Raw genomic sequence first — 20,245 nt, 5'->3', positions numbered from 1 at the left:
GCGTGCGCCGCGGTGGACGTTTGATCAATACTGTCATCTCGGCCAAGACGGCGAGCCGGTCGGTGCTGGATGTGTCAACCGTGATCCGCAGCGGAGACAAGGATGTGGTGCGCCGCCAGCCATTCACTCATTTGAAAATGCTGGTATCGACCAGTCTTTCCACCCAGGAAAACTATCCGCCGTTTGATCCCTTGAGTATTTTTGCCGGTGACGAACAGACGGTAACCCCGCGCACCGGGACGATCTACGGTTCGAACGTCGATTCCGAGATAAGCCTGAAGACGGTTGCCTTTCCTGTAAACGGCACACCTTTCAAGGCAGCGCCGGGCATGACCTCGGACGAGGTAGAAGAAAACGTACGATCCAATGGCTCCGTATTGACGGAAGGAACGCAACAGGTTTCCGGACTCTATTACATTGACCCAGAGCGCTTTGCCGATCCGGATGCCGATCTCGATATAAATCCCGGCCTTTCGGCCCGCGTCGTTGAGCAAAATCTGAGCGTATCTACCCCGGACCCGGTTACACCGGATACTGACGAATATGCAGACGATATTATTCCGGTTCGCCGCGAGCAGACGATCATTGCCGCCTTGACCGGTGCGGGCTACCCCGAAGCCAAAGCCAGGGCGATTTCCGACAGTCTTAGTGAAAAATTGGGAAGCCCCTCGCTGCAATCCGGGGATGTTCTGCGCCTCGGCATTATTCAGCGCGGGGAACAGGCCCGTGTGGTCCGGTTCAGCGCCTATCGTGGCGGCAAGCATCTGGTCACAATGGCGGTTGATGATCAGAGCCATCTCGTTGAAGGGTCTGAGCCGCCTATGCTGGATGCCATTGCAACGGCCTTTGATGAGAATAGCCCTCCGGTGATGGCAAGCCGTGACTTACCCAGTATTTATGATGGAATTTACCGGGCTTCCCTTTCCTACGGGCTCAGCAAGGAACTGACGGGGCAAATGGTCCGGCTGCTGGCCAGCAGCGTGGATTTGCAGGCGCCGCTAAGGCCGACTGACGGGCTGGAGGTTTTCTATTCCGCTGCGGATGAAAGCGGCAAGGCCGCGGCGGATTCAGAACTGCTTTTCCTACGGGCGCGTTTTGGCGACACAACAACATCGCTCTACCGTTTTCAGGACCCATCCGACAATTCCGTCGATTATTTTGACGAAAACGGTAAGACCAATCGCCAGTTCCTGATTCGCAATCCGGTTCCGAATGGTGTGTTCCGCTCGGGCTTCGGCATGCGCCGACATCCGATCCTTGGTTATTCGCGCATGCATACCGGCGTCGATTGGGGTGCCCCATCCGGTTCGCCGATCATCGCTGCCGGCAACGGAACGGTTGAAAAAGCCGGGTGGGATTCCGGTGGCTATGGTAACCAGACAATCATTCGCCATCCGAACGGCTATGAAAGCTCCTATAACCACCAAAGCGCCATCGCCAAGGGCGTCGTTGCCGGGGCAAAGATCCGGCAGGGTCAGGTGATCGGCTGGGTGGGGACGACGGGTGAATCCACCGGACCGCATCTGCACTATGAAATCATCGTCAACGGCACCAAGGTCGATCCGATGAAGGTCCGCTTGCCGGACGGCAAGTCGCTGAACGGCGGTACGTTGGCGAAATTCGAGCAGGAGCGGCAGCGCATTGACGATCTGCTGAGCAGTGCAGAGAAAAATCGGCAGCTTGCTGCCAACAATTGAAAACCCAATAACGATGATATGGAAATGGCGGCCAGAAGGCCGCCATCAAAGCGTTATGAAGAAAGGGGCTGCCTGATCGTAATCAGGCTGCGACCTGATCCATCGGCTTGACCGGCTTGATCAGCAACCGGTCCGAACCGGCGGTGATTTTCACCTCGCTACCGTCAAGCACTTCGCCTGACAGGATCTGCTCGGCAAGCGGGTCCTGCAAGTATTTCTGGATCACCCGTTTCAACGGCCTTGCACCATAAACCGGGTCGTAACCCTTATTGGCCATCCAATCGCGAGCATCCCCGCCAAGATCGACCGTGATCTTGCGTTCTGCCAACAGAGCCAGAAGCCGCTGCATCTGGATCTCGACAATCGCACCCATTTCACTGCGCCGCAGGCGATGGAACAAGATGATCTCATCGACACGGTTGAGGAATTCGGGACGGAAAGAGGCCCGAACCACGCTCATCACCTGGTCGCGAACACTATCGACATCCTCGTTCTCACCAAGGGCTGTCAGATATTCGGCCCCAAGATTGGAAGTCATGATGATGATCGTGTTCTTGAAATCCACCGTGCGGCCTTGGCCATCCGTCAGGCGACCGTCATCCAGAACCTGCAAGAGCACGTTGAAGACATCGGGATGCGCCTTTTCGATCTCATCGAACAGCACGACCTGATAGGGCTTGCGCCGCACCGATTCCGTCAGAGCGCCGCCTTCCTCATAGCCGACATAACCAGGAGGCGCGCCAATCAGCCGGGATACGGAGTGTTTCTCCATATATTCCGACATGTCGAGGCGCACCATGGCCGTTTCATCATCGAACAGGAACCGAGCCAGGGACTTGGTCAACTCTGTTTTGCCGACACCAGTCGGACCGAGGAAGATGAAGGAGCCAATCGGCCGGTTGGGGTCCTGAAGTCCGGCCCGCGAGCGGCGCACGGCCCGCGATACGGCCTGCACCGCATCGCCCTGCCCGACCACCGATTTTGCCAGCTCGTCTTCCATTCTCAGCAGCTTTTCCCGTTCGCCCTGCAACATCCGGTCCACCGGAATGCCGGTCCAACGCGAGACGATATGAGCGATATTGTCGGGTGTCACCACTTCCTGCACCATGCTGGCCGCCCCGGAGGCATCCTTTGCCTCGGCATCGGTCAACTGCTTTTCGAGGCCTGGAATAACACCATAGGCCAGTTCGCCGGCACGCTGGAATTCGCCCTTGCGCTGGGCGATGGCCAAGTCGTTGCGCGCCTCATCAAGCTGACGCTTGAGATCGGCGGCAAGACCCAGCTTCTGTTTTTCCGACTGCCAGCGGGCCGTCAGCGCATCGGCTTCTTCTTCCAGCGAGGCCAATTCGCTTTCCAGCCGCTTCAACCGGTCGGCGGACGCGATGTCGGTTTCCTTCTTCAGGGCTTCCCGCTCGATCTTCAACTGAATGATACGGCGGTCCAATTCATCCAGCTCTTCCGGCTTGGAATCCACCTGCATGCGCAGACGCGAGGCAGCTTCGTCCATCAAGTCGATGGCTTTGTCCGGCAGGAAGCGGTCAGTGATGTAGCGGTTCGACAAGGTCGCAGCTGCGACGATGGCCGAATCGGCAATCCGCACCTTGTGATGCTGCTCATATTTTTCCTTGAGGCCGCGCAGGATGGAAATCGTATCCTCCACTGTCGGCTCATCCACCATCACAGGCTGGAAACGCCGTGCAAGCGCCGGGTCTTTTTCCACATGCTTGCGATATTCGTCCAGCGTCGTTGCCCCAACGCAATGCAATTCGCCACGCGCCAATGCGGGTTTCAGCAAGTTGGACGCATCCATGGCGCCATCGCTCTTGCCCGCGCCGACCAGCGTGTGCATTTCGTCGATAAACAGAATGATCTCGCCGTTATCGGCCTGAACTTCGTTCAACACGGCCTTCAAGCGTTCCTCGAATTCACCGCGATATTTGGCCCCCGCAATCAGCGAACCCATATCCAGCGCCATCAGTTTCTTGTCTTTCAGACTCTCCGGCACATCGCCATTGACGATACGAATAGCCAGGCCTTCGGCAATCGCCGTCTTGCCAACGCCGGGCTCACCGATCAGGACCGGATTGTTCTTGGTGCGGCGTGACAGGACCTGCATCGTGCGGCGAATTTCATCATCGCGACCGATCACCGGATCGAGCCGGCCTTCTCGTGCCTCTGCCGTCAAGTCACGGGCATATTTCTTCAAGGCATCGAAGCCCTGTTCGGCATTGGCGGTGTCGGCGGTGCGTCCCTTGCGGACATCATTGATCACCTGATTCAACGCCGCAGCCGTAACCCCACCCTTTTTCAGGCTGGCGGATGTGGATGCCGAGGTTTCGACCGCCAAGGCCAGCAGCAGCCGCTCGACGGTAACGAAACTGTCGCCCGCCTTCTTGGCTGCGTCTTCCGCGGTGGAAAACACCCGGGCCAGGGGTTGAGCAAGATATACCTGACCATTGCCACCCGACACTTTCGGTAGCTTGGCAAGCGCTGCATCATTGGCAATCCTGACTTCCTTTGGATCGCCGCCCGCGCGGCTGATCAGCGAGGAGGCCATGCCCTGCTCATCATCCAGAAGCACTTTCAACACATGTTCAGGGGTAAATTGCTGGTGGCCTTCCGACAGAGCATGCGTCTGGGCAGACTGCAAAAAGCCGCGCACCCGTTCGGAATATTTTTCTACGTTCATTTTTGCTCTCCAGTCTCCAGGCCGCCCGTCAAGGCACGGCATGGGTTTTGAGGATCAGGCCCCCATTCGGCAGGCCCGGTGATTGAATTCAATCCTTTAAAGGGATTCTGTTCAATTCGTCAAAGCTGATATGGGGAGGCGATTTTGCCCTTTAAAGAGTGGCTTCGCACAAAAAATCAGGCACACTTGATGAAAGGCAAACAACTGAAAACAAATCATCAAAAAATAAAAAAGCCCCTGCTCCAGAAAAGGAGAAGGGGCTAATTTTGGTCATCAGTCATTCCAGAGTCTGTCTGGCCAGAGTCTGTCTGGCCAGAGTCTGTCTGGCCAGAGTCTGTCTGGTTCAATCACCGATGGATATTATTCCGAAACGATATCGGCAAGAGCCGGAGCATCGCCATTATTGGCCTTGTCGCGACCCTTGGCCGGTGGCTTGCCTTCGGCACTCGCCTCACCATTCGCTTCGGCCGCAATCTCTTCAGCTGTGCGGCGCGGACGGCGCGGACGGGCAGCGGGCGTGCGGCGGCGGGTCTGGGGCCGATCCGACTTTGCGCTGGCCTGCTGTGCGCTTTCCTCAGCGGCAAATTCAGCTTCGACCGGGGTCTTCTCAATCACCGGCTGCGGGCCGCTTCCAGCAATGTCCAGCTCAGGCTGCGGCTGGGCAATCGGCTGCGGCCGGCGATCCTGATGCGTGCGATCGCGGCGATCAGGACGCTCGGCCCGTTCTGGGCGCTCCGCACGCTCGGCCCGTTCTGGACGGTCCTGCCGTTCGGTGCGCTCTGGGCGCTCCTGCTGGGCGCGCTCTGGCTGAACCCGTTCCTGCTGAATGCGGGGCTGCTGAACCGGCATCTCAGGCTGCGGCTGGTAGCCACGGTCCAGACCGTTATCGCCCTCGTCGCCATCCATGTCGGAACCGTCGCGGTCATTATAATCGCGGTCGTCGCGATGGACCCGCTCCTGCATCTGCGCCTGGGCGGCGGCAATGATGCGGTTATAATGTTCGGCATGCTGCAAATAGTTCTCAGCCATGACCCGGTCGCCTGAACTATGCGAATCGCGCGCCAGCGCCATGTATTTTTCAGCGATATGCTGCGCCGTGCCGCGGATCTTCACGTCAGGACCCGAACTGTCATAGGTGCGGGTCAGCGGGTTGGAGCCCTTGCGGTTGAAATTATTGCCGTTGTTATTATTGCTGCCGCCACTGCTACGCCCCCGACTGCGCTTGTTTTGCTGTCCTGGCCTCATCGATTACTCACCTGATTTCTGTCTTGCTGATATGAGGGCGACGCGGCCCGTTCGCTCAATCGAACCGGGGCTCCACGCGCTGCGGGGCATACTGCGCCAATGCAACATACGGCCGCTGGTGACTATCACAGCTCCTTGCATTCTATAAAATGCGTGAGGGTCAACTGTAACACGTTAACATTCTGCATAATTTTTGCCCTTAATCCGACTTCGGCTTAAGGAATCAAGCAGTAAATTATTTGATCCACGCACCAGGATCATTCGCGCCGCTACCGTCTCCTTAAGGAGGCATGTTTGCGGTCGACCCAGAGCCAAACGAATCTTTGTTCATTCCCCGCTGCCCGGTGCGTGTCTGCAACCTATCCCGCTTCCTTTCGAAAACCAAGCCCTTTCTTTGCATTGCAGAAAGTTCCTTGGTGAATACCACTATAGTTGCGGTCCGGTCTGAGCAAACAACAGAATCCGATCATTATCACCGTGATCCTTTGCGCTTTCCACAAGAACGAAGCTATTGTTGGCGAAAAGTTGCGTCACCGCCATCGCCTGATCATAACCGATTTCCACCCCAACCAGACCGCCCGGTTTCAGAAAATCGGCTGCACCAGCGGCAATTGCCCGGTAAGCATCCAGCCCATCGTCGCCCCCGTCAAGTGCTACGGCAGGATCGTAAAGCCGAACGTCAGGGGCAAGGTCGTCGATTACCCTGCTCACAATATAGGGCGGATTCGACAGAATGATGTCAAAACGGCTCGACAAAGCCTCGTACCAATGGCTTTGCAGCGTCTCGAACCGGTCAAAAAGCATATTGGCTGCGGCGTTCTGCCGCGCCGTGGCCAGCGCTTCGGCGGAAATATCGGTCGCCAATGCCGTAGCGGCTGGACATTCCTGCAAAAGTGCCAGTGCAATCGCACCGGTACCCGTTCCCATATCCAGCAGGCGGACGCTGCCATTCTTCGCCGCCATGGCGCGAAGATGAGGTAAAACACGTTCGATCAGGATTTCCGTATCGGGCCGAGGTTCCAATGTTGCCGGTGACAGGGCCAGTTCCAAACCGTAAAAGGCCCGCCGCCCCAAAATTCGATGCACCGGCTCAAACATCAGGCGTCGTTCAACTGCCGCCTCGATCAGGCTTGTCTCATCGACGCTCAAAATCCGGTTGTCCTGCAGGATAAGATCGGTCGACGTCAGTCCAAGAAGACCGGCGATCAAGGTCCGCGCATCGCTTGGCGCATCGGCGATACCCGCTTGCGCAAACCGAAGACGAGCGGCAGTGATCGCCTGCTTCAGCGTCACCGGTGCGCCTGTCATGCGTGTTCGCCGAGTTGCGCCAATTGTCCAGCCTGATAATCGGCGATCAGGGCATCGACCACTTCATCGATTTCACCCATCATCATCCGGTCGAGCTTGTAGAGGGTCAGGTTGATCCGATGATCGGTCACCCGGCCCTGCGGGAAATTATAGGTGCGGATCCGCTCGGATCGGTCACCGGAGCCAACCTGGCTCTTGCGATCCGCCGATCGTTCGCTGTCGGCCCGCTGGCGCTCCATGTCGAACAGACGCGAACGCAGCACCTGCATCGCTTTCGCCCGGTTCTGATGCTGGGATTTTTCCGAGCTGGTCACCACCAGGCCGGTCGGCAGATGGGTGATGCGCACCGCAGAGTCCGTGGTGTTGACGTGCTGGCCGCCTGCCCCGGAGGAGCGCATCGTATCGATGCGAATGTCTTCAGCCCGAACCTCGATATCGATCTCTTCCGCCTCGGGCAAAACCGCCACGGTAGCAGCCGACGTATGGATACGTCCTTGCGTCTCCGTATCGGGAACGCGCTGCACTCGGTGAACACCGGATTCGAATTTCAGCTTGGAGAAGACCCCTCGCCCGGTCACGGTGGCGATAATTTCCTTAAAGCCCCCGGCATCGCCTTCACTGGAAGACAGGACCTCGACTTTCCAGCCCTTGCCCGCCGCGAAACGCTCATACATCCGAAACAAGTCACCGGCAAACAACGCGGCTTCGGACCCACCCGTACCGGCACGAATTTCCAGGATCGCACTTTTCTCGTCCGCGGCATCCTTGGGCAGAAGCTGGATCTGGATTTCCTTTTCCAGTCCTTCCAGCCGCGCCTCGACATCCGGCAGCTCCATTTCCGCCAGATCGCGCATCTCGCGGTCCGTGGACTTGTCGGCCAGCAGCGCCTTCAGATCAGCAACTTCCTTTTCCGCCAACCCCAATTCCCGGATGGCTTTGACCACCGGCTGCAACTCGGAATATTCCGAGGCAAGCTTGACATAGACATCGGCGGCAGGCCCGGCGGACATGCGCGCCTCGATTTCGCCAAACCGGCGCTCAAGCTCGCGCATTTTATCGACAGGAAGCTTCGCCACCTTTACCTCTTGTTTTTCTTCAGAAATCAGACCGGAACGCCGTTCTGTTCGGCAAACCGTGTCAGGAAAGCCCGGATCGGCTCACTTGGCCTGTTGTCGTCCAGCAACGCATTCAGCTCGGCGGAAAGCCTGCCGATATCCAATTGCAACAGCATGGCCTTGATCGGACCGATGGCCGTCGGCGACATCGACACCGAACGGAAGCCGATAGCAAACAGCGCCATGGATGACAACGGCTTTCCCGCCATCTCACCACACAGCGTCACCGGCGTATCATGCCGGTCGGCAGCACGGACAATATCACGCAGAATGCGCAGGAAAGGCCGGCCCAGAGTGTCAAACCGGTCGGACACCCGGGCATTGCCCCGGTCCACCGCCATGGAAAACTGGAACAGATCGTTGGAGCCGACCGAGACGAAATCCACTTCCTGCATCAACTCGTCGAGTTGCCACATCAGGGCAGGAACCTCCAGCATCACGCCGAATTGCAGCCGCTTTGGCAGGCCATGGCCGAATTTGGAAATATGCTGCACTTCCTTCTGCAGCAATTCGCGGGCAGCGCGGATTTCCGACACTTCCGTGACCATCGGCAGCATCATCTTCAGCTCACCCCCGGTCGCGGCCTTCAGCAGCGCCCGCATCTGGGTGCGCAACAGGCCGGGCCGGTCCAGCGACAGCCGGATGGCGCGCCAGCCGAGAGCCGGATTTTCTTCCTCATGGCTGCGGAAATAGGGCAGAACCTTGTCGCCGCCGATATCCAGCGTGCGGAAGGTGACGGGCCGACCCTTCGCCTGTTTCAGCACATTGCGATAGAGCGCTTCCTGCTCGTCGGCCTTGGGCATAGTCGAAGCGATCATGAATTGCAGCTCGGTGCGGAACAAGCCGATGCCTTCGGCGCCAGAATCGGCCAATTGCGGTAAATCGACCATCAGTCCGGCATTCATCTGTAACTTGATCCGCTGGCCGTCCTTGCTGAGCGGTTCGACATCCCGCAGCGCCTTGAACTGCTCCTGACGGCGGGCGCGTAGCTTGACCTTTTCCTCATAGGCCTTTTGCAGATCGACCATCGGGCGCACATGCACCTTACCGTCATCGCCATCGATGATGACGGGATCGCCGTTTTCCGCCAGCGCCACGGCCCCAGCCGCCTGTCCGACCACGGCAATGCCCATGGCGCGGGCAACGATCACCACATGGCTGGTAACGGCACCGTCTTCCAGCACTAGGCCCCGAATATTCTGCCGCGGATAATCGAGCAGCTCCGCCGCGCCCATGGCACGGGCGAAAATTACCGCATCCGAGGGAAATCCTTCGGCACTGCTGCCGGAAAATCCGGTCAGCTGCCGCAGCAGCCGGTTGGCCAGATCGTCAAAATCATGCATGCGCTCGCGCATATAGGGATCGGTCAGGCGCATCATCCGCGCCTTGGTATCGCTCTGGACCTTTTCGACCGCCGCTTCCGCCGTCAGGCCGTTGCGGATTGCCTCTTCCATGCGCCGCACCCAGCCCTGGTCATGGGCAAACATCCGATAGGTTTCCAGCACCTCACGATGCTCGCCTTCCATCGCCACTTCGCGGCGCGACAGCATGTCATCGATGGAGATGCGCAGGGAGCCGAGCGATTCGGCCATCCGCTTCAACTCGGTCTCGGTATCCTCGTTCAACAGATTGGTGACGACGATGCGCGGCTCGTGCAGCACGACATGGCCAAGGCCGATGCCCTCGCTATAGCTGTCGCCATCGATGGTCACGGCCCGCGTCAGGTCCAATTCAAGGCCCGGTCGGGTAATCTTCTTCAAATCGCCAGTGGCAATCATTTCGGCCAGCACCATGGCCGTGGTTTCAAGCGCTTCAAGCTCGTCTTCCCGATAATTCCGTTGCGCCTTGTTCTGGACGACAAGAACGCCAAGACTGCGGCCAGCCCGCAAAATCGGCACACCGAGGAAAGAATGATAAATTTCCTCACCGGTTTCAGGGAGATAGCGGAAAGCGGGATGCGCCTGCGCATCGGAAAGATTGAGTGGTTGGGCGGATGCCGCGATGGTACCGACCAGACCTTGCCCCATTTTCAGCTGGGCCAGATGCACCGCGTCGGGATTGAGACCTTCGGTCGCGTAGAGTTCCAGCACACCATCGGAGCGCAGGACATAAACGGAGCAGACTTCGGCAACCATATTGCTCGCGATCTGGCGCGTAATACGGTCAAGACGCTCCTGAGGCTCAAGGGGCTCCGCCATCAATTCGCGAAGCCGCTTGAGGAGGACGCGCGGACCTGCGGAAAGGTCTCTCATCGCGTGCATGCTCCCGATAATGACAATCCAGGCGCAAAATGCGCCCGGAGGTAGTGATCAAGGGTGGCAAATTCCCACCCGTTGATCAAGCCTTATCGAGACCGTAGCAGGAATGCAAAGTGCGAACAGCCAATTCAGCGTAAGGACCGTCGATCAGGATGGAAATCTTAATTTCGGAGGTGGTGATCGCCTTGATATTGATGCCTTTATCGGCAAGTGCACGGAAAGCGGTCGCCGCAACCCCTGCATGGCTGCGCATGCCAATGCCGATCACCGAGACCTTGACCAGGCCCTTTTCGCTTTGCACCACGTCGAAACCGATTTTTCCCTGATTGTCGGAGAGCACTTTCAGGGCTTTATCCACATCCCCGGATGGGACGGTAAAGGTCATATCGGTCTTGGAACCGTCCTCGGAAATATTCTGGACGATCATATCGACATTGATATGCGATTCGGACAGCGGTCCGAAAATCGCCGCCGAAACACCGGGACGGTCAGCCAACCGGCGCAGGGATATCTGGGCTTCGTCCTTGGCATAGGCAATGCCGGTTACAACTTCCTGTTCCACGATCTCTTCCTCATCGCAAATCAACGTTCCGGGCGGGTTCAGCACGTCACCCATGCCCGGAGCATCGGGATCTTCAAAGCTCGAGCGCACGAAGGTGCGCACCTTGTGTACCATGGCCAGTTCGACGGAGCGCACCTGCAATACCTTGGCGCCAAGCGAAGCCATTTCCAGCATTTCCTCAAACGCCACCTTTTTCAGGCGGCGCGCCTTGGGCTCGATGCGCGGGTCGGTGGTATAGACACCATCGACATCGGTATAGATGTCGCAACGGTCGGCCTTGACGGCTGCCGCGATTGCCACAGCCGAGGTATCGGAGCCGCCGCGACCCAGCGTGGCGATGCGATTGTCCGGGCCAATGCCCTGGAAACCGGCCACCACGGCAACCTGGCCCTCACCCATGCGGCGGATGATATCGGAACCGTCGATGTCCTGGATGCGGGCCGCGCCATGGGCATTGTCGGTCTTGATGGCAATCTGCCAGCCCTGCCAGGAGCGGGCATTAATACCGAGCGATTGCAGGGCGATGGCGAGCAGACCGGATGTCACCTGTTCACCGGAGGCCACGATAGCGTCATATTCACGCGCATCATAGAAAGGCGAAGCAGCACCGGCGACCTTGGGCATGGTCTGGACCCAGTCCACCAGTTCGTTGGTCTTGCCGGACATGGCCGAAACCACCACGGCAACTTCGTGGCCGGCATCCACTTCACGTTTCACATGCCGCGCCACGTTGTGAATGCGTTCAAGATTGGCGACGGATGTACCGCCGAATTTCATCACAATGCGCGCCATGGCCCGACCGTCTCGACCTCAAACCTGTGCCGGACATATCCGGCTGAAACCAATCTCTGCATTTCACAATGCGGCTGGCGGGCTTTTAGACAATTCGGGGCCAAGGTGCAACGGCAAGTTCACTGCATTGAGGCGGCATCCATGCCGCTCTCTATGCAAACGTTTTTGTCATGAATTTGGGATACCCCATTCAGCGATAATTCAGTAGAGAACGGCAACATGTCCGATACCGTTAATACCAAGGCTCGAAGATGCTAACGCATCCTCGCCTTAAGTGAGTTTCGAATATCTCAAATACGTCAAAGGCTTGAGATATTCGAAAAAGGAATACCAACTGCCATTTTTAATGGCAGTTGGTATAAGATTTACCGCATATTTCCTTAAACCTGTCAGGGTTTCAGGGGAAATTCATGCAGCGGGTGCCAACTGGGCATCGGCGCTACATATAAAATGCAGCCGCGTACCGATCGCGGCAGACAAAAGCAGTCAATGAAAGGGACGATCGCATGGCAGCCGAAATACAATCCGAGAGCCAGGAAAGCGCCGAGCCGCCGACCAGGTCCGGATGGCGGGCAGCCCTGGCCGATTACGGCAGGGCGATTGCCGCCGTGTTCACGCTGGTCATTTTTGCCGCCGTAGCGCTGGCGATCTACCGGCTGACGGAAGAAGTCAGCTATGACGACGTCGTCTCGGCCATGGCCACCACGGGCTATGACCAGATCCTGCTGGCGGTGGTGTTTACCGCGCTCAGCTTCCTGTCGCTGTGTCTCTACGACTGGAACGCCATGGAATTCATCGGCCGCAAACGCCCGATGGCGGAAGTGGCGCTGACCGCCTTCAGTGCCTATGCCGTCGGTAATGCGGCAGGCTTCGGCATGCTGTCGGGTGGAGCGATCCGCTACCGGGCCTATTCGCGGGCAGGCCTTGCTCCTGATGAAATTGGCCGCATCATCGCCTTCGTCACCCTATCCTTCAGCCTGGGGCTTGCCGCCGTCACCGCCTTGTCACTCATTCCGATGTCCTCGGAAATCGCGCCGCTGCTGAATATCAGCCCGCTCTGGCTGCGTGGTCTGGCGATTGCCATCGTCCTCGGCTTTGCCGTGCTGATCGTCATCGGCCAGCGCCGCAGCCTGACCTTTGCCGGTGTGACGTTACGGATGGCCGATACCCCAACCCTGTCGCGGCAGTTTCTGGTCACCGTGGCCGATCTCGCCTTTTCCGCCTCGGTCGTCTATGCGCTCTTGCCGGAACAGGCCGCCATTTCCTGGCCAGCCTTTTTTGCAATCTATTCCATTGCCATCGGGATCGGCGTGCTCAGTCATGTGCCTGCCGGCATCGGCGTGTTTGAAACCGTGATCATCGCCGCGCTTGGCCCGACCACCAATATCGACGCGGTGCTCGCCTCGCTGGTGGTTTACCGCCTGATCTATTATGTTCTGCCGCTGATTCTGGCCATCGTGCTGGTGACGATCACCGAGCTGCGTCATTATTCCAAAACCCCGGCGCTGGCCGGGGTCGGACGCACCGCAGCCCGAATATCACCGGCACTTCTCGGCGCCCTCACCTTCATTCTCGGCGTCATGCTGATTTTTTCCAGCGTCACGCCGACGCCGGAAAGCAATCTGGAATTCCTGCAAAACATCGTGCCACTTCCCGTGGTGGAAGGCGCGCATTTTTTCACCAGCCTGCTCGGGCTGTTTCTGGTTATCGCGGCGCGCGGCCTTGCCCAGCGGCTGGACGGCGCTTGGTGGGCGGCCATGGTCGGAGCCTCGACCGCCCTGGTCCTCTCGCTGCTGAAAGCCTTTGCGGTGCTGGAAGCCTCGGCGCTGGCCATCCTGCTGATCGGTCTGTTCGCCAGCAAGCGGCTGTTCATTCGCCCCGCCTCGCTGTTTCGCCAGGTGCTGACCTCGTCCTGGCTGACTGCCATCGCCCTGATCTGCATTTTTGCCTGCTTCATCCTGTTCTTCGTCTATCGCGATGTCGATTACACCCGCTCGCTCTGGTGGGAATTCGAGTTTTCGGAAGAAGCGCCGCGCTCGCTGCGCGCCATGCTGGGCCTGACCATCTTCTCATCGGCGCTGGCTGTCTTCAGCCTGCTGCGCCCCGCAGCGCCTGCCGTGACACCGTCGAGCCCGGAAGATATTGAAAAGGCCGTCACCATTCTCAGCAAATCGGATGTGGCCGATAGCAATCTTGTGCGCACCGGCGACAAGGCCGTGATGTTTTCACCGGATGGCCTGGCATTTCTGATGTATGGCAAGCAGGGCCGCTCGTGGATCGCCTTTCTCGATCCGGTCGGGCCGAAAAAGTCCCGCGACGAACTGGTTTGGCAATTCGTCGAATCGGCTCGTCTGGCCGGCTGCCGGGCCGTGTTCTACCAGGCTTCGCCCGTGCTGCTGCCAGCGATTGCCGATGCCGGCATGCAGGCCTTCAAACTGGGAGAACTGGCGGTCGTTGATCTCTCCCGCTTCGACCTGAAGGGCGGGAAATGGGCCAATCTTCGCCAAAGTGCCGCCAAGGCCGAGCGCGACGGACTGAGTTATGAAATCATTCCCCTGGCCAACGTGCCTGATATTCTCGAGGATCTGCGCGCCGTATCGGATGGCTGGCTTGCCCAGCACCGCGCCAAGGAAAAGGGCTTTTCCCTCGGCGCGTTCACCGATGACTATATCCTGAGCCAGCCGGTGATCGTGCTGCGTTTCGAAGGCCGGATCGTCGCTTTTGCCAATATCCTGGTGACGGAAACCAAGGCCGAGTCCTCCATCGACCTGATGCGCTTTTCGCCGGAGGCCCCGAAGGGCTCGATGGACTATCTGTTCGTCAGCCTGCTGACCCATCTGCGCAGCGAAGGTTACGAACATTTCAACCTTGGCATGGCGCCCCTATCGGGCCTGTCGAGACGCGATGTGGCCCCGGTCTGGGATCGCATTGCCAACACATTCTATGAGCATGGTGAGCGCTTCTATAACTTCAAGGGGCTTCGGGCTTTCAAGACAAAGTTTCATCCCGAATGGCAACCCCGCTATCTCGCCGTTTCAGGCGGCCTCAGTCCGGTCATCGCGCTCCTGGACGCAACTCTCCTGATCGGTGGCGGTCTGAAAGGCGTGGTAAAGAAATGAAATCGTCAACTTCTCGTCTCACCAAGGGCAGTCTGGCCCGCAATTGTCTGGCCGCCGGCGTTCTGGCATGGGCGTCGTCTACGACCGCCTTCGTGCAGCCCGCCCTAGCCGAGGACCCGCAATACGAAACAGGCACGATACCCGATCCGGTTATCGCCATGCCGGACGACAAACCGAAATCCATCGTTTTCCTGTTGTCCGACAAGGACGGCTGGAGCGACAAGATGAAGACTGAGGCTGAAAGATTGCGCAGCAACGGCTCGATCGTCGTCGGCATCGATACTCCGCGCTACCTGCAATCCCTACAAGCTGATCTGAAGTCGTCCGATGAGGACGATTGCATCTATACCGTGTCTGACATCGAGGACCTGTCCCATCAGATTCAGCGGCATGTCGGCGGTGCGGATTACCTGCCGCCGCTGGTGGCGGGCATCGGTGAAGGCGGTACGCTGGCCCTGGCGATCCTGGCTCAGACACCCAACGCGACCATCGGCGAAACGCTGGCTGTCGATCCCGGCGACGTCATTCCCCTGCCCGAACAGTTCTGCACCCCGGCAGTCAAGACCGAAAAGAACGGCGGCATCGTCTATGGCCTAACCGACGGCGCGCTTCCCGATCCGGCCAGCGTCCGCTTTTCGCCTTCTGCCGATCCCGCCGGGCGCGCCCATGTGGCCGATCTCCTGAAGGATCATTCCGATATCGACGTAGCCGATAGCCAGAAGCCCGCTGCCCAGACCCTGTCGGACGGCATCGACGTGATGATTGCAGCCACCGCCAAGGAGGCCTCGCCCCTTGGCTTGCCGCTGACACTGATGGATGTCGATAAACCGGCATTCGATACGATGGCGATCATCTATTCCGGCGATGGCGGCTGGCGCGATATCGACAGCGAAATGGCAAGCTATTTCCAGAGTGAAGGCCTGCCCGTCGTCGGCGTCGATTCGCTGCGCTATTTCTGGTCGGAGCGCAAACCGCAGGAAACGGCGGACGATCTCGCCCGCATCATCACCGCCTTTACCAAACGCTGGAAGGTCAAGCATGTGATGCTCGTCGGCTTCTCCTTTGGCGCGGACATTAGCCCGCCGGTCTATAATCTCCTGCCAGACAATATCCGTCAGAAAATCAATCAGGTATCGCTGCTGTCCATGTCGCAGGCATCCGATTTCGAGATTTCCGTGACCGGCTGGCTGGGAGCAAAAAGCAGCGGCGCCGGCGGCGATCCCACCAAGGAAGTCGCCAAAATGCCAGCGGGCCTGGTGCAATGCCTGTACGGAGCCGATGACGAGGAAGATGATGGTTGCCACAAGCTCGACCCCAAGAAGGTCGATGTCGTCAAGCTTGAGGGCGGTCACCATTTCGATGGCGACTATGAAGCCCTGGCCAAACTGCTTCTGGATCGGCTGAAAACCCGCAAGCTGGATTGATACAGCAAAGAGCGTTGCTCACGCCCTGCTCGACCTTTGCGCGGGATAGGGTACGCAACAAGATTTTAAATTAACCGCATGAAAAAAGGGCCGCTTAAAGCGGCCCTTTCCAATATCTGTAGCTCGGTTCCGCGCCTGATTACCGTGGCGGGCAATTCGGCGTGTTGGGTACGCAGGCAGCACCCGGTGGTGGCGGCGGTGGCGGGGCAGCCTGACCCGGCGCTGGCGGCGGCGGTGGCGGCGGACGGTTTCCATCCGGCGCATTGCGGTCTGGCCGATCAGGACGCTGGCCTTGTGGCGGCTGCATCTGGTCACGACGCTGATCGCCTGGACGCATATCACCGGGGCGCATGTTATCCGGCCCTCTGTTATCGGGACGCCTGTCGTCCGGGCGCCTATCGTCTGGCCGCCTGTCATCTTGCCTGCGATCATCTGGCCGACGATCATCCGGGCGAGGCCTCTGCCGGTCATCGCGCATCATCCGGTCACGGTCGCCGTCCATTCGCGGATCTTGCATCCTTGGGTCCGGTCCACGACGGCGATCCATGTCAGGTGCGCCTGGAGGCGGGGGACCATCACCACCCATGAAGCGGGGCGGTGGACCATCGCGGCGCCAAACCGGCGGCGGTGGCGGCGCACGGCGCCAGCGATCCCGTTCGCGGTAAAAATCGCGGCCGCGATAATAGCGATCCCAATAATTATCAACCTGGAAGGTCACGGTCGGAATGCCGAGCGGCTGATAATAATCCGGATCGACATAGACCCGGCGGTTGGAATATTGCGTCTGCAAATAGCTGCCGGAAATCCAGCCGCGATAGCCCGCGTAACCGACATCGCACCAATTGGCCGAAGACAGGCAGCCGAAGATCCGCACGGAATTACCGGCTGGCACGACCAGAACAGGGGGATATTGTGTGCTGGGCCCGGCCCGCAAGTTAACATTCGCAGTCGCAAATGCCTGGGCCGCCTCAGCGGCCGCCGGCAAGGCAACTGCCATCAGCCCTGCAAAGGCCGACAGGTAAAGTGGTTTCATCGATCTGATCTCCTTGGCCGTCCCTGACCTTGGCTTGTCCCGCCAATTGGAATTGGGTTCATGCGGCATGGTAACGCCATCAGGAGCAATTTGTTCCCCCCAGCGCCCCACCGCACTTGACCCGCTTATGTCAAGCAATGTCCTCCGGCTTTTTTGAGGCGGCATGTTTTGAAGCGACAAGGTGTCGCTCACCCTTGACTTTAAGCCCGGATCGTCCGACCTCACGCAAGAGACGGCGAAGCGACTGCGCCTCTAGGATGGCGCGGCAGCGCAAAACGCGGTAGTGAGCCTTGAGATATCCGCCCGGATCAACAAAGCCCCGAATCAACAAAGCTATGGAATGCAGCCCAGTCAGGAGAACCCGATGAGCGAGACCGCCAAGAGCACCATCGATCAGGCCGAGGTCGACCGCTTTTCCGCCATGGCTGCCGAATGGTGGGACCCCACCGGCAAATTCAAGCCGCTGCATAAGATCAATCCGGTGCGCCTTGCCTATATCCGCGACAAAGCCTGCGAAAATTATCAGCGCGATCCACGCTCCAATCAGCCGCTATCGGGCCTGCGGGTTCTCGACATCGGCTGTGGCGGCGGCTTGCTGTCGGAACCCATTGCCCGCATGGGCGCCGACGTGCTGGGCGCTGATGCCTCCGCCAAGAATATCGGTATTGCCCAGACCCATGCCGCCCAGACCGGCGTAAGCGTGGATTACCGCGCCGTCACCGCCGAGGCCCTGGCCGCTGCTGGCGAAAGCTTCGATATCGTGCTGAATATGGAAGTCGTTGAGCATGTCGCCAATGTCGAGTATTTCATCTCCACCTGCGCCTCCATGGTCCGCCCCGGCGGGATCATGCTGATTTCGACCATCAACCGTACCTTGAAGGCTGCGGCGCTGGCCATCGGTGCCTGCGAATATGTCTTGCGCTGGCTGCCGCGCGGCACCCATCAATATGAAAAACTGGTGCGCCCGGAAGAATTGGAAAAGCCAATCCTCGGCGCAGGCATGAATGTGTCCGAGACTGTCGGTGTCTTCTTCAACCCGTTCCAGAACCAGTGGAACCTGTCCTCCGACACTGATGTCAATTACATGATGCTGACCCGCAGGCCGACGTCCACCCCGGAGTGAACCATCTCATACCGGCATTGAGGCAAGGCGTTCCAGCAAGTCCTGCTGGCGGGCGCAATTGTCGGTGGCAAGCTGCTTTATCCGCGCTCGGTCAAGATGATAGGATGTACCATCCTCAGCGAAAGCCTGCTTGAACGTGAAGCCGAAGGGCGTCGGGCCGTGATCGGCGAGATGCTCGAGCCTTTCCACACCATCCGACCATTGCGGTCTGCTGCCAACTGGCACCCACCAGAGCACCAAAGAAGGCCAGGTCTGCTTCACATTCCAGTGGCGAGCGTGTTTCAGGGCGTCGGCATGGACCCCATTATAGGAGAAAGCCATCAGCGTTTCCGGGTCTTGCCAGAGTGAAAGAGATGATGGACCGGAGGTAAAGCCGCTGCCTTCCATAAAACGCGGAAACACCTGCACGCCCCAGCTTCCCGGCCCCGGTTCGCCCTCATAACCGGAACGGTCGATAAAGCCCGTGGAGCGCGTAGCGGCCTCAAAATTAAGAGGCTCGCGGTCAACAAAGCCCTGAATGGCCGGATCTCCAGATGGCGCGACATGCAGGCCGAAATTATAGAGCGCGAGGTGATGGGTGGACGACATGCTCAATTCACATCGTCAGGCAGAACCGGCAGGGGGGCAATTTCGATGCCTTCCTCGATCAGGGCGCGCGCCTCGTCGGGGCTGGCATTGCCAATAATCCCGCGGGCATCGGCCTCGCCGTAATGGATCTTGCGGGCCTCTTCGGGAAATCGCTCGCCGACATCTTCGCTATTGGCCCTGACGGTCGCAACCGCCTCCTTCAACTTCAGGAAGGCTTCACGCTGGGCAGCGTCATAGGCCACCTTCTGCCGTTCTTCCTTGCCGCGCGCCGTCGAGACCATCGGCGCCATCAGGCTTTTGGAAATGGAGGCGGAAGAACAGACCGGGCAGGTCAAAAAGCCACTGGCTTTCTGGCGGTCGAAATCATCGCTTTGCGCAAACCAGCCCTCAAATTCATGGGCCTGATCGCAGATGAGGGAATAGCGGATCAAACCGTCTGCCCTCCCTTGGCGAGCGTTGGAACCATGTCGAGATTGAAATCGCGGCCATTTTTGAGGTTGGGGATCTTCATCCGCGCCGCCTTGACGGCATCGAGATCGATCTCAGCCATCACCACGGCCTCGCCCGCCGCCGGGCCTTCCGCCAGGATTTTTCCCCAGGGATCGATGATCAGTGAATGCCCATAGGTTTCGCGTCCGTCCTCATGGGTGCCGCCTTGGGCAGCAGCGATCACGAACGCACCATTCTCGATGGCCCGCGCTCTGAGCAGGATATGCCAATGCGCCTCGCCGGTCTGCCGGGTGAAAGCCGCTGGCACCGTCAGAATGTCGGCACCCGCCATGGCTTCGGTGCGAAACAGCGAGGGAAACCGCACATCATAGCAAATCGCAAAGCCGAGCCTGGCGAAGGGCAAATCTGCAACGCAAGCGTTCTTTCCGGGCGCATAAGCGGCGCTTTCCCGCCAGCTTTCACCATTGTCCAGATCCACATCGAACATATGGATCTTGTCATAGGTGCAGATCCGCCGACCATTCGGGCCAAACAACAGGCCGCGATTGGCAATCATCCCATCCGCACGGGCAATCGCCGTCGAACCGACATGGACATGGATCTTCAGTTCGCCAGCCAGTTGGGCCGCAGTCATGGCAATCAAGTCATTGTCGTCATCGCGCAGCATGGCCCTCAAGGCGTCCCGGTTACGCTGCAAGGCCCCGGTCATTTCCGGGGTCTGAACATAGATCGCCCCTGCTGCTGCCGCCTCGCGCACCAAACGCGCCATGGTAGCGGCATTCTTCTCAAGATCGGTGCCTGAGCACATTTGCAGGGCTGCAACCGCAATGGTCATGACATGT

At 58.9% G+C, this 20,245-nt stretch carries 15 protein-coding genes (1 of these 15 only partly in view); 4 read left to right on the top strand and 11 right to left on the bottom strand.

Annotated elements, in window-relative coordinates; all coding sequences use genetic code 11:
• Positions 1–1,697, top strand: the 3' portion of a protein-coding gene (locus H1Y61_RS03600) for a M23 family metallopeptidase (protein WP_180573728.1). Its footprint begins 250 nt before the window's first position; 1,697 of the gene's 1,947 nt are visible here — the last part of the coding sequence; its start codon lies beyond the left edge, outside the window; it ends in the stop codon at positions 1,695–1,697.
• Positions 1,698–1,779: 82 nt separating this feature from the next.
• Here H1Y61_RS03600 and clpB read toward each other — a convergent pair whose 3' ends face one another.
• The 7 genes from clpB to H1Y61_RS03570 all read right to left on the bottom strand — a co-directional run bounded on the left by clpB (position 1,780) and on the right by H1Y61_RS03570 (position 11,666).
• Complete coding sequence (gene clpB, locus H1Y61_RS03595) at positions 1,780–4,386, bottom strand: ATP-dependent chaperone ClpB (protein ID WP_015917265.1); 2,607 nt, start codon at positions 4,384–4,386, stop codon at positions 1,780–1,782.
• Between the two features lie 151 nt (positions 4,387–4,537).
• Entirely contained in the window at positions 4,538–4,660 is a 123-nt protein-coding gene (locus H1Y61_RS26935; RefSeq protein ID WP_267972252.1) for a hypothetical protein, read from the bottom strand.
• Between the two features lie 86 nt (positions 4,661–4,746).
• The gene (locus tag H1Y61_RS03590; RefSeq protein ID WP_015917266.1) at positions 4,747–5,631 is read right to left on the bottom strand and encodes a DUF4167 domain-containing protein; all 885 of its coding nucleotides are present in this window, start codon (positions 5,629–5,631) and stop codon (positions 4,747–4,749) included.
• Between the two features lie 426 nt (positions 5,632–6,057).
• Positions 6,058–6,939: a peptide chain release factor N(5)-glutamine methyltransferase gene (gene prmC / locus H1Y61_RS03585; protein WP_180573727.1), complete on the bottom strand. Its 882-nt coding sequence runs from the start codon at positions 6,937–6,939 to the stop codon at positions 6,058–6,060.
• Complete coding sequence (gene prfA / locus H1Y61_RS03580) at positions 6,936–8,015, bottom strand: peptide chain release factor 1 (RefSeq protein WP_071585084.1); 1,080 nt, start codon at positions 8,013–8,015, stop codon at positions 6,936–6,938. Before prfA ends, prmC begins: the two co-directional genes overlap by 4 nt.
• A gap of 26 nt (positions 8,016–8,041) precedes the next feature.
• Positions 8,042–10,306: a phosphoenolpyruvate--protein phosphotransferase gene (gene ptsP, locus H1Y61_RS03575; protein WP_180573726.1), complete on the bottom strand. Its 2,265-nt coding sequence runs from the start codon at positions 10,304–10,306 to the stop codon at positions 8,042–8,044.
• An 85-nt stretch (positions 10,307–10,391) separates the two neighbouring features.
• On the bottom strand, positions 10,392–11,666 hold the full coding sequence (locus H1Y61_RS03570) for an aspartate kinase (protein WP_174111910.1): 1,275 nt from the start codon (positions 11,664–11,666) through the stop codon (positions 10,392–10,394).
• Positions 11,667–12,172: 506 nt separating this feature from the next.
• On the opposite strand from H1Y61_RS03570, the gene mprF reads away from it, so the two are divergent.
• Together mprF and H1Y61_RS03560 are read left to right on the top strand one after the other, a co-directional pair.
• Positions 12,173–14,785: a bifunctional lysylphosphatidylglycerol flippase/synthetase MprF gene (gene mprF, locus H1Y61_RS03565; RefSeq protein ID WP_180573725.1), complete on the top strand. Its 2,613-nt coding sequence runs from the start codon at positions 12,173–12,175 to the stop codon at positions 14,783–14,785.
• Positions 14,782–16,209, top strand: coding sequence for a virulence factor family protein (locus H1Y61_RS03560; protein WP_180573724.1), 1,428 nt, complete (start codon positions 14,782–14,784; stop codon positions 16,207–16,209). The genes mprF and H1Y61_RS03560 overlap by 4 nt, the downstream gene beginning before the upstream one ends.
• A gap of 139 nt (positions 16,210–16,348) precedes the next feature.
• Here the strand turns inward: H1Y61_RS03560 and H1Y61_RS03555 are convergent, their stop codons facing one another.
• Entirely contained in the window at positions 16,349–17,242 is an 894-nt protein-coding gene (locus H1Y61_RS03555; protein WP_180573723.1) for an SH3 domain-containing protein, read from the bottom strand.
• Between the two features lie 364 nt (positions 17,243–17,606).
• Between H1Y61_RS03555 and ubiG the strand changes: the two genes are divergently transcribed.
• The gene (gene ubiG, locus H1Y61_RS03550) at positions 17,607–18,365 is read left to right on the top strand and encodes a bifunctional 2-polyprenyl-6-hydroxyphenol methylase/3-demethylubiquinol 3-O-methyltransferase UbiG (protein WP_180573722.1); all 759 of its coding nucleotides are present in this window, start codon (positions 17,607–17,609) and stop codon (positions 18,363–18,365) included.
• A 6-nt stretch (positions 18,366–18,371) separates the two neighbouring features.
• Here the strand turns inward: ubiG and H1Y61_RS03545 are convergent, their stop codons facing one another.
• From H1Y61_RS03545 to H1Y61_RS03535, 3 genes are read right to left on the bottom strand one after another with little or no spacing between them, the layout of a single operon-like run.
• Positions 18,372–18,953: a DUF3291 domain-containing protein gene (locus H1Y61_RS03545; protein WP_180573721.1), complete on the bottom strand. Its 582-nt coding sequence runs from the start codon at positions 18,951–18,953 to the stop codon at positions 18,372–18,374.
• A 2-nt stretch (positions 18,954–18,955) separates the two neighbouring features.
• Entirely contained in the window at positions 18,956–19,384 is a 429-nt protein-coding gene (locus H1Y61_RS03540; RefSeq protein ID WP_015917276.1) for a DUF1178 family protein, read from the bottom strand.
• On the bottom strand, positions 19,381–20,238 hold the full coding sequence (locus H1Y61_RS03535) for a carbon-nitrogen hydrolase family protein (RefSeq protein WP_180573720.1): 858 nt from the start codon (positions 20,236–20,238) through the stop codon (positions 19,381–19,383). Before H1Y61_RS03535 ends, H1Y61_RS03540 begins: the two co-directional genes overlap by 4 nt.
• Between the last annotated feature and the right edge of the window lie 7 nt (positions 20,239–20,245).

The organism is Agrobacterium vitis (assembly GCF_013426735.1).
Classification (GTDB): domain Bacteria; phylum Pseudomonadota; class Alphaproteobacteria; order Rhizobiales; family Rhizobiaceae; genus Allorhizobium; species Allorhizobium vitis_D.
The sequence above is the reverse complement of the archived record's forward strand: the minus strand, read 5'-3'. Positions and strand labels throughout refer to the sequence as shown.

Bases quoted from the DNA above. Each gene is read 5' to 3' on its own strand.
- clpB (WP_015917265.1), bottom strand. From the start codon at position 4,386: ATGAACGTAGAAAAATATTCCGAACGGGTGCGCGGCTTTTTGCAGTCT.
- H1Y61_RS26935 (WP_267972252.1), bottom strand. From the start codon at position 4,660: ATGACCAAAATTAGCCCCTTCTCCTTTTCTGGAGCAGGGGCTTTTTTA.
- H1Y61_RS03590 (WP_015917266.1), bottom strand. From the start codon at position 5,631: ATGAGGCCAGGACAGCAAAACAAGCGCAGTCGGGGGCGTAGCAGTGGC.
- prmC (WP_180573727.1), bottom strand. From the start codon at position 6,939: ATGACAGGCGCACCGGTGACGCTGAAGCAGGCGATCACTGCCGCTCGT.
- ptsP (WP_180573726.1), bottom strand. From the start codon at position 10,306: ATGAGAGACCTTTCCGCAGGTCCGCGCGTCCTCCTCAAGCGGCTTCGC.
- H1Y61_RS03570 (WP_174111910.1), bottom strand. From the start codon at position 11,666: ATGGCGCGCATTGTGATGAAATTCGGCGGTACATCCGTCGCCAATCTT.
- mprF (WP_180573725.1), top strand. From the start codon at position 12,173: ATGGCAGCCGAAATACAATCCGAGAGCCAGGAAAGCGCCGAGCCGCCG.
- H1Y61_RS03560 (WP_180573724.1), top strand. From the start codon at position 14,782: ATGAAATCGTCAACTTCTCGTCTCACCAAGGGCAGTCTGGCCCGCAAT.
- H1Y61_RS03555 (WP_180573723.1), bottom strand. From the start codon at position 17,242: ATGAAACCACTTTACCTGTCGGCCTTTGCAGGGCTGATGGCAGTTGCC.
- ubiG (WP_180573722.1), top strand. From the start codon at position 17,607: ATGAGCGAGACCGCCAAGAGCACCATCGATCAGGCCGAGGTCGACCGC.
- H1Y61_RS03545 (WP_180573721.1), bottom strand. From the start codon at position 18,953: ATGTCGTCCACCCATCACCTCGCGCTCTATAATTTCGGCCTGCATGTC.
- H1Y61_RS03535 (WP_180573720.1), bottom strand. From the start codon at position 20,238: ATGACCATTGCGGTTGCAGCCCTGCAAATGTGCTCAGGCACCGATCTT.